This is a genomic window from Cypionkella sp., assembly GCF_036782355.1.
In the GTDB taxonomy this organism is placed as follows: domain Bacteria; phylum Pseudomonadota; class Alphaproteobacteria; order Rhodobacterales; family Rhodobacteraceae; genus Cypionkella.
Map to the genome: position 1 here is coordinate 1 of NZ_DAIPZF010000051.1, position 16,461 is coordinate 16,461.

The 16,461-nt window shown below is 57.8% G+C and carries 14 protein-coding genes; 9 read left to right on the forward strand and 5 right to left on the reverse strand.

The genetic code is table 11. From position 1 onward, the window contains the following. Positions 1-15: 15 nt before the first annotated feature. The 5 genes from V7Q10_RS14555 to V7Q10_RS14575 form a co-directional block, all read right to left on the reverse strand. Entirely contained in the window at positions 16-1,896 is a 1,881-nt protein-coding gene (locus V7Q10_RS14555; protein WP_333869862.1) for a bifunctional sugar phosphate isomerase/epimerase/4-hydroxyphenylpyruvate dioxygenase family protein, read from the reverse strand. A 4-nt stretch (positions 1,897-1,900) separates the two neighbouring features. Continuing rightward, positions 1,901-2,728: a shikimate dehydrogenase family protein gene (locus V7Q10_RS14560; protein WP_333869863.1), complete on the reverse strand. Its 828-nt coding sequence runs from the start codon at positions 2,726-2,728 to the stop codon at positions 1,901-1,903. Next, on the reverse strand, positions 2,725-4,224 hold the full coding sequence (locus V7Q10_RS14565; RefSeq protein WP_333869864.1) for a tripartite tricarboxylate transporter permease: 1,500 nt from the start codon (positions 4,222-4,224) through the stop codon (positions 2,725-2,727). The genes V7Q10_RS14560 and V7Q10_RS14565 overlap by 4 nt, the downstream gene beginning before the upstream one ends. Next, entirely contained in the window at positions 4,221-4,733 is a 513-nt protein-coding gene (locus V7Q10_RS14570) for a tripartite tricarboxylate transporter TctB family protein (protein WP_333869865.1), read from the reverse strand. The genes V7Q10_RS14565 and V7Q10_RS14570 overlap by 4 nt, the downstream gene beginning before the upstream one ends. 85 nt (positions 4,734-4,818) lie before the next feature. Beyond that, on the reverse strand, positions 4,819-5,811 hold the full coding sequence (locus V7Q10_RS14575) for a tripartite tricarboxylate transporter substrate binding protein (protein ID WP_333869866.1): 993 nt from the start codon (positions 5,809-5,811) through the stop codon (positions 4,819-4,821). A gap of 145 nt (positions 5,812-5,956) precedes the next feature. On the opposite strand from V7Q10_RS14575, the gene V7Q10_RS14580 reads away from it, so the two are divergent. From V7Q10_RS14580 to V7Q10_RS14620, 9 genes are all read left to right on the forward strand, one after another. Next, entirely contained in the window at positions 5,957-6,631 is a 675-nt protein-coding gene (locus tag V7Q10_RS14580) for a TetR/AcrR family transcriptional regulator (protein WP_333869867.1), read from the forward strand. Next, complete coding sequence (locus V7Q10_RS14585; protein WP_333869868.1) at positions 6,628-8,292, forward strand: FAD-dependent oxidoreductase; 1,665 nt, start codon at positions 6,628-6,630, stop codon at positions 8,290-8,292. Before V7Q10_RS14580 ends, V7Q10_RS14585 begins: the two co-directional genes overlap by 4 nt. Continuing rightward, a complete protein-coding gene (locus V7Q10_RS14590; RefSeq protein ID WP_333869869.1) occupies positions 8,289-9,107 on the forward strand; it encodes a sugar phosphate isomerase/epimerase family protein in 819 nt (272 codons plus the stop codon). Before V7Q10_RS14585 ends, V7Q10_RS14590 begins: the two co-directional genes overlap by 4 nt. Before the next feature lie 489 nt (positions 9,108-9,596). Then, complete coding sequence (locus V7Q10_RS14595) at positions 9,597-10,691, forward strand: LacI family DNA-binding transcriptional regulator (protein WP_333869870.1); 1,095 nt, start codon at positions 9,597-9,599, stop codon at positions 10,689-10,691. A 3-nt stretch (positions 10,692-10,694) separates the two neighbouring features. After that, complete coding sequence (locus V7Q10_RS14600) at positions 10,695-11,951, forward strand: sugar ABC transporter substrate-binding protein (protein ID WP_333869871.1); 1,257 nt, start codon at positions 10,695-10,697, stop codon at positions 11,949-11,951. Positions 11,952-12,012: 61 nt separating this feature from the next. Further along, a complete protein-coding gene (locus tag V7Q10_RS14605) occupies positions 12,013-13,086 on the forward strand; it encodes a carbohydrate ABC transporter permease (RefSeq protein ID WP_333869872.1) in 1,074 nt (357 codons plus the stop codon). Continuing rightward, the gene (locus V7Q10_RS14610) at positions 13,086-13,961 is read left to right on the forward strand and encodes a carbohydrate ABC transporter permease (protein WP_333869873.1); all 876 of its coding nucleotides are present in this window, start codon (positions 13,086-13,088) and stop codon (positions 13,959-13,961) included. Before V7Q10_RS14605 ends, V7Q10_RS14610 begins: the two co-directional genes overlap by 1 nt. 10 nt (positions 13,962-13,971) lie before the next feature. Next, a complete protein-coding gene (locus V7Q10_RS14615) occupies positions 13,972-14,964 on the forward strand; it encodes a levansucrase (protein ID WP_333869874.1) in 993 nt (330 codons plus the stop codon). Between the two features lie 2 nt (positions 14,965-14,966). Next, entirely contained in the window at positions 14,967-16,028 is a 1,062-nt protein-coding gene (locus V7Q10_RS14620; protein ID WP_333869875.1) for an ABC transporter ATP-binding protein, read from the forward strand. The last annotated feature ends 433 nt before the right edge of the window (positions 16,029-16,461 follow it).

Consider the following 16,461-nt stretch of genomic DNA (forward strand, 5'->3'; position numbering starts at 1 on the left):
CGTCGGGCAGCATCATTAAAATCGTGGCATTCCGGCGGGGCGCGTCGCGCGTTTTTGCGCTGCTATTCGAAACGGCGCATTGGCGGCGCCATAGCCGGTGTAATTGCCCTGCCGCTGCACGATCTCGACAAACAGGCCTTCGGGGCGGGTTTGCGAATAAAGCTGAAAGAATTGGCCGCCTGCGTCTTCGTCATAAAGCACATTAGCTGCGCGCAACCGCTCTGTCAGCTCGGGCGCAAGTCCAAAGCGGGCCTCGACATCGTCGTAATAATTCGCGCCAATTGATAGGGCCTGAAACCCATTGGCGGCCAGCGCCGAGGCGGTGGCAAAGATGTCATCACTGCCAAAGGCAATATGCTGCACCGCGGATCCAAAGCTGTCTTCGACAAAGCGCCCGGCCAGGGTGCGCCGCGCCTCGGCTCCGTTCAGGGTGATTTTGAGCGCGCCAGTTTCCACCGCTTGGCTGCGCACCAGACCGTCAGGGTCCACGACATCGACCATCGGCGCTTTGCGTGCGTCAAACAGAGCGTGGTAGAATAGCGACCAACTGAGCATCTCGTCATAGGCCATGGTCTGGGCAATGTGGTCGATCTGGGTCAGCCCTGCGGCTTTGGAAATCGGGCGAGGTGTCGTGAAATCCTGTTGCCACAGTTGGTTCAGTGGGGCTTTTGCATCGACAAAGCGCAGCAGGCTGCCGCCGACACCGCGAATGGCTGGAATGGTTAGCTCATTGGGGGCTGCGGGTTCAAGGTGCGGCGCGATGCCCAAGGCCTGCGCGCGGGCTTTTGCGGCAAGCGCATCGGGCAGGCGCAGCGCGATTTCCGAAACCGTGGTGCCATGGGCCACATAAGAGGAATGCGCAAAGCCGGTGTCTTCGGTATTGACCAGCAGATTGATCGCACCCTGCTGCCAGCGCGTCACCGCCTTGGAGATATGCTGCGCGGTCGGGGTAAAGCCCAAGGTCGCGAGAAACCCCGCAAGCTCGGCCTGCTGGTCCGTCGAGGTGACAATTTCAATAAATTCAATCGCCTGCACCGCGGCAGGTGGTGGGAAATCGGGCAGATCGACCGCAAGCGCAGGCTCGGCCCGCCGCGCCCGATCCATCAGATCGACCAAGCTGCGATAGCCATCTCGCGCCACCAAACGCGGCAGACCTGCGCGAAACTGATCGTTAAAGATCTCGAGGCTGAGCGGGCCTACATAGCCCGTCGCAAGCACCGCCTGCAAAAACGCGGTCACCGCCAGATCGCCCTCGCCCGGCATATTGCGAAAATGCCGCGACCAATACAGCAGATCCATCTCGATCGCAGGCGCATCGGCAAGCTGCACAAAAAAGATCTTATCGCCGGGAATGCGGCGAATGGTTTCAGGGTCGATCTTGCGCGCCAAGGTGTGAAAGCTGTCCAAGATCAGGCCGACATGGGAATGATCGGCACGGCGCACCACCTCCCAAGCGTCGCGGTGATCGTTGACATGACGCCCCCAAGCCAGCGCCTCATAGCCCAGACGCAGGCCTCTTGCGGCGGCCATCTCGCCCAAGGCGTGGAAATCGGCCGCAGCGCGGTCGATGCCCCCCATGGCCGCGGGATGCAGGGTTGAACAGACCAGCATCAGCTCGGCCCCAAGATCCGCCATCAGATCGAATTTGCGCGCAGCCCGGGCAAAGGCGCGGCTGCGGTAGGGTTCGGGCAGCCCCTCGAAATCGCGAAAGGGTTGAAACAGCGTGATCTCAAGCCCGTGGTCGCGCACCAAAGCGCCAATCTCGCGCGGCGCGTAATCGGATGCGATAAAGTCCTGCTCGAAAATCTCGATGCCAGCAAAGCCCGCCTTGGCGATGGCCTCAAGCTTTTCGCGGAAATTTCCTGAAATCGAGACGGTGGCGATCGAGGTTTTCATCACATTATTCCGGTTGCAAAAGATCGGCACGCAGACGGTCGTCATTCAGCGGCAGATCGGTAAAAAGCCGCCAGGCATCGACGCCTTGGCCAATGAACAGCTCGTAGCCCGAGATGATTTGCAGGCCTTGGGCGGCGGCATCGTTCAAAAACTGCGTGTCCACGGGGGTATAGACGGCATCAAACGCCCAAAGCGCGCCTGTCATGCTTGCGCGCGGCAAGGGGGTGCCGCCGTAGCCCACCATGCCAACCGGCGTGCAATTGATCAGCCCCTCGGCCCCTTGCGCCAAAGCTGCCGCATCCGGTCCTGTCACCACCCGCAAAGCGGGCTTTGCCGCCCGCAGCGCCTCGGCCAGCGCCTCGGCTTTGGGCAGATCGCGCTCGGCGATGCGGATCTCTGTGATCCCCATCGCGGCCAAGCCATAAGCCACCGCCTTGCCGACACCGCCTGCGCCAATCATCAGCGCAACCCCTGGTGCGGTATTGCCGCGAATATGGCGATAAGCTGCGATAAAGCCCGAATAATCAGTGTTAAACCCATGTGGGCCACCGGCATCAAAAATTACCGTATTTACCGCGCCAATCGCGCGCACCAGTGGATCGTCGATCTGCACCTTTTGCGCGGCGCGTTCCTTATAGGGATATGTGATATTGACGCCGCGAAAGCCGCCCTGCGCGACTTCGGCAAAAAGCATGTCAAAATCCTTGCCACTTTCTGCCGGCACCAGCCTATCATAGCTGACCTTTGCGCCATTTTGCAGACCTGCCAAGCGGTGCAAACGTGGGCTTTGCGACTTGGCGATATTGTCCCCGATCAGACCAAGTTTAATCATGATGTCTTCTTTCGCATCAGCATCGCCCACAGTGGGGTTTTCGACAAAAAGATCACGATCACTGCCAAGAACAGCGTTAGCGACAGCGGGCTGGTGACAATGCCGTGCAGCAGACGCGGCAGGCTTTCCTGATCCGAGATAATCGCGCGCCGCCAATTGTCATCCAGCAAACGCGACAGGATCACGCCAAGGATCACCGGCCCAAGACTGAACCCGTAAAGCCGCATGAAATAGCCCAAGACGCCAAATCCCAGCATCCAATAGACATCTGTCAAAGAATTGTTCACCGCATAGGCGCCCACAATCGACAGCAGCAAAATCAGCGGGATCAGCACGGTGCGCGGCATCTCGACGACTTTGACAAACAGCTTGATACCGGTCAGGCCAAAGATCAGCATGAAGATATTGGCCAGCATCAAGCAGCCAACGATGAACCAAAACATATGCGGCTGTTCCACCATCAACATCGGGCCGGGGTGCAGCCCGTGGATGAACAGCGCGCCAATCATGATGGCGGTGACGCTGTCGCCGGGAATGCCCAGCGTCATCATCGGAATAAACGCACCCCCCACGGCGGCGTTATTGGCGGTTTCAGGCGCCACCAGACCTTCGCGCGCGCCTTGGCCAAAGGGCACCTCGGGGTCTTTTGTCACCCGCCGCGCATGATCATAAGCCATCAGCGCCGCAATATCGCCCCCGGTTCCGGGCAAAGCCCCGATGATCACCCCAATCGCCGAGGATTGCAGCGACAGCGGCAGATATTTGCGAATGGTGCCGAACGACGGCACAATGCGGTTGATCACCTGCTTGACCCCCGGCGTTTTCATCGAATGCAGTTGGATCAAGGCCTCCGAGACGCCAAACATCCCGATCATCACCGCAATAAACGAAATCCCGCCCATCATCGCGGTCGATCCAAAGGTAAAGCGCTGATCCATCGTCAAAGGGTCCAAGCCGATCGAGCCGATCATCAACCCCATCGCGCCGGCAAAGATCCCCTTCACCAAGCTGTCGCCCGACAGCGAGCCCACCAGCAAAATCCCCAGCACCGCCAAAAGCATATAGTCGCGAGGCTGAAATTTGATGGCAAAGGCCGAGACCGAAGGCGCCGCCAGCGCCAAAACCGTGATCCCGATCAAGCCGCCGAAAAAGCTCATCACCGTGGTGATGCCAATCGCCTCGCCCGCCTCGCCGCGCTGGGCCATCGGAAACCCGTCAAGGGCTGTGGCAATCGCCGAGGGCGCGCCGGGGATGTTCAGCAAAATCGCCGTGCGCGAGCCGCCATAAACCCCGCCCATATAGATGCCAATCATCAGGCTGATCGCCGGATAGACATCCCAAGAAAAGGTGAAGGAGATCAGGATCGACACCGCCATGGTCACCGAAAGCCCCGGGATCGCGCCAATATAGATGCCCGAAAAGGTGCCAAGTGCGACCAGCGACAACAGCTTTAGATCCAGAAAAGGGATCAGAACGTTCTGCAATATCTCGATCATTTTGCCGCTCCGAACAAGTGGCCGATCGCGGCCAAAATCTCGCCCTCCGGCACGATGCCTGCGGGCATCAGCACGCTGAAAACCAGCCGGAAGATGATGTAAATCAGCGCAACCGAGCCTGCGGCAGCAGAGATTGAAAAACCCCAGCTGCGGGCCGAGAACAGCTTGATCAGGCCGAGCAGAAACAAAAAGGAGGTCGGGACAAAGCCCAAAGGTTTCAGCAAAACCGCATAGGCCGTGATCGCGGCGATGGTGACGATGACCGGCAGCGGCAAGATATCGCGGCTGATCGTCTCGGCAGTTTTGCCGGGTTTGCGCAGGTTTTGCCGCAAAATGATCACACCACAAAGCGTCATAAGGCCGGTTGTCACCATCGGGACCGCACCGGCGGAGGACAGAGCATCAAACCCCGCAATGCCATAGGCATGATAGAGTAAAAACAGACTTGCCGCGATGATAAAAAGGTTGAAACCCAATTCGCCGGGCCTGCGAGGTGTGTTGGACTGCATGACATTCCCTTTTTCCAAGGTCTTTGGACATAAAAACGCCGCCCAGCTTTGGGAAAACTGGACGGCGCTGTTTGTGAAGCCAAACTTAGGGCTTTGGAATGCCAAAGTCTGCTGGCGATGCCTTGGTCAGGCCTGCGTCTTGCACCAGCCAAGCTGTCGTCGACTGCCATTTGGCCAGAAACGCCTGTGCCTCTGCGCCCGAGATGTTCATCATCTTGAAGCCGCGGCCATCCATCAGCGCCTTAAAGTCATCGGCCTTGGCGCCTTCGCCGTAGGCCGCAGTCAGCTTGGCCACGACGTCATCTGGAGTGCCTTTTTTCACAAAGACGCCAAAGAACGGACCCCATGGCAGCAGCGCGCCAAATTCTGGATTGGTCGAGACGATGGTCGGTGCTTCGGGCAGCGCTTCGCTGGCCTCGACGTCAAACAGCGCGATGGTTTTCATCGTGCCGCCCTTGATGCCTTCAATCGCGGCGCCCAAAACGGCTGGCATCACATCAATCGCGCCGCCTTGCAGCGCGGTCAATGCCGGGCCATCGCCATCATAAGGCACGAAAGTAACGTCGATCGGGGTCTTTTGGTTGATCATCGCGGTAACAACCGAAGGCAGACCGCCAGGACCCGTCGAGCCGAACTTTACGTCCCGAGGATGCGCGTTAATATAGGCGATCATTTCGGGATAGGTATTGAACGGCGCGTCAGGGCGGGCCACCAGAATTGGAACGCCGCGCGCCAGCACGTTGATGGGGGTAAAGTCGTTATAGTCTTTGTCGCCAAGGCCCATCACTTTGTAAAGCAGCGGGTTTTCCGCGCCAAACAAGATCTGATAGCCGTCGGCATCGCCATTCACCACTTGGTTCAAGGCAATCGCACCAACGCCGCCGGTGACGTTTTGCATCACGATGCTGCCGCCCAAAGCTTTTTCAGCATGTGGCGTAACTGCGCGCATGACCGTGTCGGTAGAGCCGCCTGCTCCCCATTGGATAATGCCCTGAATTTCCTTTTCGGGATATTCGGCCAGCGCAGGCAGAGTTGTCAGGCCAAGCGCAAGTGTCGCGCCAAGTAGTTTACGGATCATTGTCGTCCTCCCAATTGATTGACCGCGGTTTTCTCTCCCCAGCGGCGATTTCACTAGAATGTCCCATTTGGTTAATTTGTCAAACTAAAATGTACCAATCCGTTAAATTCATGATATTAAGAGGGGAAGACAGGAGACTCACCTCATGACTGAGCAAGCGCCGGCACGAAAAAGCACATGGAAACAAGACCCTGAGGCGGTGAAGGCCGATATCTTGCGCGTGGCAACGGCGGAGTTTGCTGATCGTGGATTGTCGGGCGCACGCATTGACGAGATTGCAGCCAAAACTTCTGTATCTAAGCGTATGATTTATTACTATTTTTCTGATAAGGAAGGGCTGTATCGGGCAGCTCTTGAAGGGGTTTATGCTCGGCTTCGGGCCAATGAGCGTGCGCTTGATTTGACCGGACTCGATCCGATTGCGGCACTGACCGAGCTTATAAAAGCCACCTTTGATTCGCACCGGTCGCTGCCAGATTTCATTCGCTTGGTGATGATCGAAAACATCCATCATGCCGCATACATGAAGCAGTCCTCGATCATTCCAGAACTGAACAGCTCAATCATCTCAAAGCTGGCAGAGTTATGCGACGCGGGCAAAGCGGCGGGGATATTTTATGATCACGTTGATCCGGTGGAGCTGCACTGGATGATTTCGTCGATGAGTTTTTACAATGTATCGAACCGCGAAACCTTCTCGCATTCCTTTGGCGCAGAGTTGCACACCTCTGCGGGGCAGCAGCGTCTGCGCCAGCGCGTCGTCGATGCGGTGCTTGCGATTGCGGTAAAGCCAAGACCGAACGCGCAAGCCTTGGCATGAAGACTGATTGTGATCTTTTGGTGATTGGTTCGGGTGCAGCCGGGCTTTGTGCCGCGGTCACGGGGGCAGCGAAGGGGTTGCGGGTCATTGTCGCGGAAAAGGCGACGGTTTACGGTGGAACCACTGCTTGGGCAGGGGGCTGGATTTGGGCTCCGGGCAATCCGGCGGCGCAACGCCTTGGTATTGCCGAACCCCTCGACGCGCCACGCCAGTATCTAAAAACCTTGCTTGGTAGCGCTTTCGACGCAGAACGGGTCGAGGCATTCTTGACCTTTGCTCCGCGTGCGATTGAATTCCTTGAAACCGAAGCGGGTCTTTCTTTTGAATGCGGCAGCCTTATCCCTGACACTTACAGTGAGGTCGAAGGGGCAGGGCAGGGGGGGCGCTCGGTGATTGCTGCACCTTACAATGCCCGAGACCTTGGGCCCTTGCTGCACGATCTGCGGCCGCCCTTGCGAGAAACATCTTTCTGGGGGCTGCCGATTCAGGCCGGATCCGATCTGCGCGCGTTTATGTCGATGACCCGCTCACCAAAGGCGTTTCTTTATGTTGCCAGTCGTATGGCGCGGCATTTGTGGGATTTGGCGTTCCATCGCCGTGCGATGCAGCTGCGAAATGGCAATGCCCTAATGGCTCGGCTATTGCGCGCGGCGACGGACCTTGGCGTAAATCTGCGCAAATCACATACTGCAACCAAACTTTTGCAACATGACGGGCGGGTCAGCGGCGCGATCTTTGCGACGTTACAGGGAGAGGTGACGATCACAGCAGGCAATGTTGTGCTGGCCGCAGGCGGGCTGGCGCGGGATGCAAGCCTTGCTGCGCCGCACAGTTTGGCCGTGCCAGAGGCAACCGGCGATTCCGCTCGGATTGCAAGGGCGGTTGGCGCGCGCATCGACTGCAAGCTTGCCGCGCGTTTTGCCCAGTGCCCCGTCTCGATTGTTCCTTATCCGAATGCGGCTTCTGCTGTTTTCCCGCATATCATTGAACGCGGCAAACCGGGTATCATCGGCGTTCTCGCCAATGGCCAGAGGTTTTGCAACGAAGGGCTCGGCTACCATGATTATGTTGTCGCCCTGAATAAGTCTTCGTCTGAAGAAAACCCCGTTTCATGGCTGATCTGTGATCATAGGTTTCAGCGCCGCTATGGCCTTGGTATTGCGCGTCCAGCGCCGCTGCCTTTGGGGAAGTTATTGCGGTCAGGGTATTTGGTCAGATCTCACAGCCTGTCTAATCTTGCGGCGATCTGTGGCATTGATCCGCAGGGATTGCTTGCGACGGTCGCAAGCTACAACCATGATGCAGTCTCCGGCAAAGATAGCAGTTTCGGCCGAGGTGAGACCGCCTACGCGCGTCTGCAAGGCGATCCAAACCACACAGGGCCAAATCCTTGCATGGCCCCGATCGCCAAAGCGCCCTTTTATGCGGTGAAGATCGTGGCTGGCAGTTTTGGCGCCTTTATCGGTTTGAAAACTGACGCTGCTGCAAGGGTGCTAGACGCAGAGGATAAACCAATCGCGGGGCTTTATGCGGCTGGTACCGATATGGCCTCGGTTTTTGGCGGCTTTTATCCGGCAGGCGGAATCAACATTGGTCCCGCACTTACATTTGGCCATATCGCCGCCTTACATGCTGCGGGCTGTTTAGAGGAGCCAAGATGAGTCGCAAGATTTCCCTCGCACACCTGACGACACTTGATCTTTCACCGCCGCAGATGATCCGGGTTGCCGCTGAGATCGGCTATGATGCCGTAGGGCTGCGATTGATTGCGGTCACCCCAACGACGCCCGGCTATGCGCTGATGCACGACGCAGCGCTCTTGCGCGAGACACAGTCCGCCTTAACAGCCTCGGGCATTTATGTGAACGACATCGAATTTCTTCGTATTACGCCTGAATTCGACAGCAGAGACTTCGAAGCTTTTCTGGACGTAGGCGCAGTTCTGGGTGCGCGCCATGTGATCTGTGCCCCCTATGATCCGGATCTGTCTCGGTTGAGCGCAAATCTGGCGGCGCTGAATGATATGTGCGTTCCGCGTGGAATGCGTCCGGTTCTCGAGTTTTTCCCTTGGACCAATGTTCCAGATTTGTCAGCAGCTTGCACAATCGTTGATGCAGCAGCCCAGGACGCAATTGGGATCTTGGTCGACACATTGCATTTTAACCGCTCAAGCAGCAGTCTTCATCTTCTGGCAGAGCAAGCGTTTGCAAAGCCAGAGCGTTTTCCGTTTCTGCATCTTTGTGATGCGCTTGTGCAGCCGCACTACACCACGGAGGACCTCTTTCATGCAGGGCGCGCCGAACGCCTGCCGCCTGGATTGGGCCAGATTGATCTTGCTGCCATCATAAATGTTTTGCCAACAGAGACCCCGATGGCATTGGAAGTGCCGATGACTGCCCTGCAAATCGAAAACGGCAGTCCTTATGTGGCGCGTCGGGTTTTTGAAGCTGCGGTGAAGATGTTGTCATGCGTCTGAATTAGATCGAACCGTTCCAGTTTTGCGGGAGACCAGTTTCTTCGTTTGGCGCGACGATCTTGAACGCGCGCATTTTTGCAAAGCAGGTTGGTTGTTTCTGATTGACTGAAACAGCAGGCGGTCGGTCAGCCTATGCGCTGATTTCAGGGGGTCGATCTTGACCTCAGCGATTGTTGCCCTCGAACTGCCCCGCCTGACCGCCTCAGCTTTTTCGGCCCCAACGCTGGTTTTGGGTATCGTACCCTGCTTGATTGCAAAAGCGCTGCGAGCGCTACATCCAAATTCACCGCAGCAAGAGCTGCTCTTGGGTGAAAGGGCTTGTCGGATGCGCCGCTGTATCGACACATCCATAATCTCGATGGAGCAGATTGCTTGCAACCGAGACTGGCCGGTTTAGCCGCAAGTCCTGTTGACTCGCTCTGGCTTTTTTGGTTATGACATCGGTGACATGACATCGGTGTCATATGTGCTGCGCCTTGGGAGGGGATGATGGCCACAATCTACGACGTCGCCCGGCTTGCAAAGGTTTCAGCCAAGACCGTCAGCCGCGTGCTGAACGGCGATGCCCCGGTTGGCCGCGAAACCCGCGAGGCGGTCGAGGTGGCGATGGCGCAGCTTGGCTATGTGCCCTCGAATGCAGCTCGGATGATGCGGTCGCAAAAATCGGGGCTTGTCGGGCTGATCACCGGTGCGATTTCGCTGCCAAGTGAGGCGTTGCAGCCGCAGGGCCTGCCGGATTTGTTTATTGTGCAGGGCATTCAGCGGGCGATGGCGGCCTCGGGCATGACGATGATGATCGCGGATACCGGCGGGCGGCTGGACCGCGTGCCGCATCTGATCCAGACCTTTTTGCGCCACCGCGTCGAAGGCCTGATCTATGTCGCCGAATTCCACCAAAAGGTTGAACTGCCGCGCGTGCCTGCCACGACGCCTTTGGTTCTGGCGAATTGCTTTGACGCTATCGGCACCCCTGCGGTGCTGCCCGATGATGCCCGTGGTCAGCGCGATCTGGTCAGCCGCTTGATCGAGGCTGGCCACCGCCGTATCGCCTATCTGACGCTGCCACTGCATATGGTGGCCACGACGCTGCGCACGGCGGGCTATGCGGCGGCGCTGGCGCAGGCGGGGCTGCCATATGATCCTGCACTGGTCGATTGCGCCGATTACGAGGGGCGCGAGGACGAGACCCAGATCCTTTGGGATATCATCGACCGGCTGTTGCGCCTGCCCGATCCGCCAACGGTTCTGTGCTGTGGCAACGACAAAATGGCGCTGCGGGTCTACGGCATTTTGCGCTCGCGCGGGGTTAAGGTGCCTGATGAGATCTCGGTTGCAGGCTATGACAACTACCGCGTTATCGCCGAGACCCTGTTCCCGCCGCTGACCACGGTGGATCTGTCTTATACCGCCATTGGCGTGCGCGCGGCGCAGCGGCTTTTGGCGATGATTTCTGAGTCTGCCGCCGCGCAGTCGCAGGAAGACTGCGATCCGATGCTTGTCTCGGGTCCGGTCTATTGGCGCGGTTCGGTCACCGAACGCCCCGCCAGCAAAATTGCAAATCTAAAACTCGTCAGGGAGGATTGACACATGAAACATCTATCCATCGTAACCGGTGCTTTGCTTGCCTCGGTTGCATTGACCTCGGTTGCACAGGCCCAGACCACCTTGTCCATGTGGTATCACGGCGCTGGCAACGAAGGCGAAGCCAAGGTGCTGAACCAAATCATCACCGACTTTAACGCCAGCCAAGCCGATTGGACGGTCGAGCTGCAAAGCTTTCCACAAGCCGCCTATAACGATTCGGTCGTGGCCGGTGCGTTGGCAGGCAATCTGCCCGACATTCTGGACGTTGACGGCCCTGTGATGCCGAACTGGGCATGGGCTGGCTATATGCAGCCGCTGCAAATCGACGAAACCAAGATCGCCAATTTCCTGCCCGGTCCAAAAGGCATGTGGGATGGCAAGCTTTATTCGATCGGTCTGTGGGATGCAGCGGTCGCGCTGGTGACCCGCAAATCCACGCTGGAAGAGCTGGGCCTGCGCACGCCAACCTTGGCAGAGCCTTGGAGCTTGGAAGAGTTCAATGGCGCTATGGCGGCAGCAAAAGCCAGCGGCAAATATGAATACGCGCTTGATCTGGGCATGGCTTGGACGGGCGAATGGTATCCCTATGCGTTCTCGCCTTTCTTGCAGTCTTTTGGCGGCGATATGGTGGATCGCTCCAGCTATAAAACCGCTGAAGGCGCTTTGAACGGCGATGCGGCGATGGCATTTGGCAATTGGTGGCAGGGTCTGTTCACCCAAGGCTATGCCCAAGCAACCCAAGATCCCGCTGACCGCGACAACGGTTTTGGCGCTGGCAAATATGCGTTTTCGTGGAATGGCAACTGGGCGGCCCTTGGCGCTTTGAAGGCCTTTGACGATACCGTGTTCCTGCCAGCACCAAACTTTGGCGCGGGTGCGAAAATTGGGGCGGCTTCGTGGCAGTTTGGGGTTTCGGCCAAGTCGGCGCATCCAGATGGCGCTTCGGCCTTCATCGAATTTGCGCTGCAAGACAAGTATCTGGCCGATTTCGCCAATACCACCGGTCTGATCCCGGCCACGGCAACCGCTGCTGCGATGACCGAAAACTACAAAGACGGCGGGCCTTTGTCGGTGTTCTACGGCATGACCGAAGCCAATGCTTTGGTGCGCCCAGTCACCCCCGGCTATGTTGTCGAATCCAAAGTGTTTGAAAAGGCACTGGCTGATATCGCCAATGGTGCAGACGTTGCTGGCACGCTTGACGCTGCAACCGATGAAATCAACGCCGACATCGAAAAGAACGCGGGCTACGGCCACTAAGCTTTGCACGGCGGGCGGCCTTTGGGTCGCCCCCGGCTTTTACGTCACGAAAGGCTTTGCAATGGCGTCGAAATTTCTGAAATCCAATCGCACAGGTTGGATGATGGCAGGCCCAGCCGCCGTTTTGATTGGCATGTTCGTGATCTTGCCCTTTGTTTTTGCAATTCTTCTGTCCTTTACCAATCAACGCCTGATTTCGCCCAATCCGACCGAGTTCGTGGGCTTTGCCAATTACCGCCAGCTTTTGGGGGTAGCGACCCTGACGCTCGAGCCGCTGACCGATCAGGCGGGGCTGGTGCAAACAGATGCAACGGGCGCTGTGCTATATCCAGCGCTGCGCGGCTATACCCGCAACAACCCCGATTTCCCCAATCTGGTTGGCATGCGCGAATGGTTCAGCTTGGACTGGGGGCAAAGCCGCACCTTTGTTTTGGCGCGGGATGTGGTGTTTCTAAAGGCCCTGATCAACACCTTTATCTTTGTGCTGATCGTGGCACCCGTGCAGGGGGGGCTGGCCTTGGGTCTGGCGCTGCTGATCAATCAAAAAATGCGCGGCATCAATCTGTTTCGCGCGGTCTATTTCATGCCGGTTGTGGTTTCGATTGTGGTGGTCTCTTTGCTGTGGCGGTTCATCTATGATGGCAATTCGGGGCTGTTGAACAACCTGCTGTCTGCGGTCAGTTTCGGCGCCATTCCGCGGGTGGACTGGCTGGGCAACCCCAGCACGGCCTTGGGGTCGATCATTGCGATGTCGATCTGGCAGGCGGTTGGCTTTCACATGGTAATCTGGCTTTCAGGGCTGCAAACCATCTCGCCCACGCTTTACGAGGCCGGCGCGATCGAAGGCGCAAGCCCTTGGCAAAGCTTTCGCTACATCACATGGCCGGGGCTAAAAAATACCGCCATTCTGGTGCTGATCGTGATCACCATGCAGGCCTTTGCGGTCTTTGCGCAGATCGATGTGATGACCAAGGGCGGCCCGCTTGATAGCACGCAAACCATCGTGTTTCAGGCGATCCAACGCGGCTATGGCAAGCAAGATATTTCGGGCGGCTCGGCGATTTCGGTGATCTTATTTGTCATCGTGCTGTCGATTTCGCTGCTGCAACGCTGGATCACAAGGGAGCGCAGCTGATGGCTTTTTCCTCTGACACGCATCGGTTGCGGCTGGCTGTGCGCTATGTGGTGCTGTGCTTGATCGCGGTGATCTTTGTGTTTCCGCTGGTGTTTATGGTGGTCTCGTCGCTGAAGCCCGATCAGCAATTGCTGGCCGATACCGCCAGCCTGCGGGCGTTTTTGCCGGTTGGTGACATCAGCCTTGATAACTATTGGGCGGCGTTTCGGCGCGCGCCTGTGGCGCTGTTTGTGATGAATTCGGTGATCATCACCGGAGTCACTGTGGCGCTGTCGCTGTTCTTCTGCTCGACGGCGGCCTTTGCCTTTGTCTTTGTCAATTGGAAGGGCCGCGATCTGATCTTGTCGATCATCCTTGCCACGCTGATCGTGCCGTTTGAAACCATCGCGATCCCCTTGCTGCTGATCTCGTCCAAACTGCCGTGGATCGGGCTGGACGGGGTGACGGTGGGCTGGCTGAATTCCTATCGTGTGCAAATCATTCCCTTTATCGTCGATGGTTTGACGGTGTTTTTGTTCGTGCAATTCTTCAAAGACCTGCCCTCTGAACTGATCGAGGCGGCGCGGGTTGAAGGCGCAAGCTGGTTTCAGATTTACCGCCGCATCGTGATGCCGCTGTCGGGTCCGGTGCTGGCAACCGCCGCGATTTTGAAGTTTTTGGCGATGTACAACCAATACCTCTGGCCGCTGATGGTGGTGCAAGAGGAAGGCTACCGTCCGGTGATGGTTGGCCTGCAATATTTCTTCCAGCTGAACCGAGCCTGGGGCGAGATCATGGCCTATCTCAGCCTGATCACTGTGCCGGTGCTGGCCTTTTATCTTTACTTGCAAAAAGCCTTCATCGCGTCGATTGCTTCGACCGGCGTGAAGGGCTGAGGAGACCGATATGACACTTTCGATCAACGACAAATGGATCTGGGACAGCTGGTATGCCAAGGATGGCGAGACCTATCACGGGTTTTTCCTACAGGCCGATAAGGCACTGGGCGACCCTGATCTGCGGCATTTCAATGTCAGCCAAGGCCATGCCACTTCGACCGATCTGGTAAATTGGACGCATTTGGGCACGATGTTTGCGCCCGCCGTTGGGCCTGCTTGGGATGACAGCACAACCTGGACCGGATCGGTGATCCAAGACGGTGAAGGTCTTTGGCATTTGTTCTATACCGGCACCTCGAAGGCCGATGCCTCGATGTATCAGCGCATTGGTCATGCGACCTCGCGCGATTTGCACTCTTGGGTGCGGGTGGGCGATGGGCTGTGTCTTGATCTGATCGGCCCGACTGCGGATTGTTACGAGGCCGAGCATATGGTTGGCCATTGGCACGACCGCGCCATGCGCGACCCTTGGGTGATGCGCGATCCTGACAGCGATGGTTGGCTGATGTATTTCACCGCCCGCGCGCCCGGCATCCCCGAGGCCAATGCAGGCGGCGCGATTGGCTTTGCCACCTCGCCCGATCTGATGACCTGGACGCTGCGCCCGCCAGTGTTCACCGGTGGCTATGGCCAGCTCGAGGTGCCGCAGGTGTTCGAAGCCAATGGCACTTGGTATTGCCTGTTCTGCACCGCCGCCACCCAATGGTCCGAACAAACCCGCCGCACCAATCCGCAAAAGCCGCTGACCGGCAACCACTATCTGATGGCTGATCATCCGCGCGGGCCTTGGCGCGTGCCAGCAGGCCCGTTTCTGGACGGCGACGAGCCTTGCCGGCGCTATGCCGCGCGCATTGTTGATGGGCCGCATGGCTTGGTGATTTTGGGCTTTGCCGATGGCGGCAAAGATCAGTTTGGCGGCTATGTGATGGACCCCGAACCCGTGGTTGTGGGCGAAGGTGGACTGTTGCAGGTGAAGCGCTCGGCTTTGGCGGCAGAGTAGTCATGGCAAGCATCACCCTTTCCGGTCTGAAGAAAAGCTACGGCACCGCGCAGGTGATCAAGGGCGTCGACATCACCATCGAAGACGGTGAGTTCGTGGTCTTTGTCGGCCCCTCGGGCTGCGGAAAATCGACGCTGCTGCGGATGATCGCAGGGCTAGAGGATATCACGGCAGGCACCTTGACGGTCGGCGGGCGGGTGGTGAACGATCTGCCCCCCAAAGAGCGCGGCGTGGCGATGGTGTTTCAATCCTATGCGATCTTTCCGCATATGACCGTGCGCGAAAACGTTGCCTTTGGCCTGACGATTGCGGGCGATAGCAAAGAGGTCAAGGCCGCCAAGGTTGCCGAAGCCGCGCGGATTTTGCAGATGGAACATCTGCTGGACCGCCGCCCCAGCCAGCTTTCGGGCGGGCAGCGCCAGCGCGTTGCCATTGGCCGCGCGATTGTCCGCAAACCCGAGGTGTTTTTGTTCGACGAGCCGCTTTCCAACCTTGATGCCGCCCTGCGCATGGATATGCGGATGGAAATCGGCAAGCTGCACAAGGCCTTGGGCGCCACGATGATCTATGTCACCCATGATCAGGTTGAAGCGATGACGCTGGCCGATAAGATCGTGGTGCTGAAAGACGGTCTGGTGCAGCAGATCGGCAGCCCGATGGAGCTTTATCATCACCCCGCAAATGCCTTTGTTGCGGGCTTTCTTGGCTCGCCCTCGATGAATTTTCTGGATGTAGAGGTGCAGGCGATTGACGGCAATCAGATCACTGTCGCCAATGCAGCCCTGAGCCCCGTGACGATCACGGCGCAGACCGGCAGCTATCAGATTGGCGGCAAGGCGCGGCTTGGCATTCGGCCGCAATATCTGACCCCCGCCGAAGGTGCCGGCCAGTTGCAGGGTAAGGTGGCGCTGACCGAAAGGCTGGGTGCAGAAACGGTGATCGAGGTGACCTTGTCAGACGGCAGCCCGCTGATCGCCGCCATGGCGCGCGATGCTGTCTTTGCCTTGGGCACGGAAATTGGCCTGACCTTCGAAGCCTGCGAGGCGCATCTGTTCAGCGAATGACGCTGGCCTGACGAAGGCTGTCGGTGATCTGGCCGAATTGGCTGGCCAGTGGGTTTGACTTGCGCCCGATCCTGTTGATGGGGTGGGCTATCCCAAGCTCGACCCATATGCCAAACAGCCGATAGAATGGGCACTGCTGCCGTCACCAAAGACCGCAGTGCATTCTAAAGCCCGCGCCTTTGACAGTCAGTATTTGCAAGCAAAAGCCGCGTGACCTTCAAAGGCCAATTGGCCTAAGCAAGCCATTTGCGCAGCACAGATGCGTGACAGCACCAACCAAGTCTCCGCGCCGTTCCAAGCATTTATGGGAAACATCAAGCGCGGGGGGAATTCAAAGTTTCGAAAACCATGTTTAATCTTAATATCTTACAAATCGAAGTGGTAGGCCCGGAGGGACTCGAACCCCCAGCCAAGGCGTTATGAGCGCCCTGCT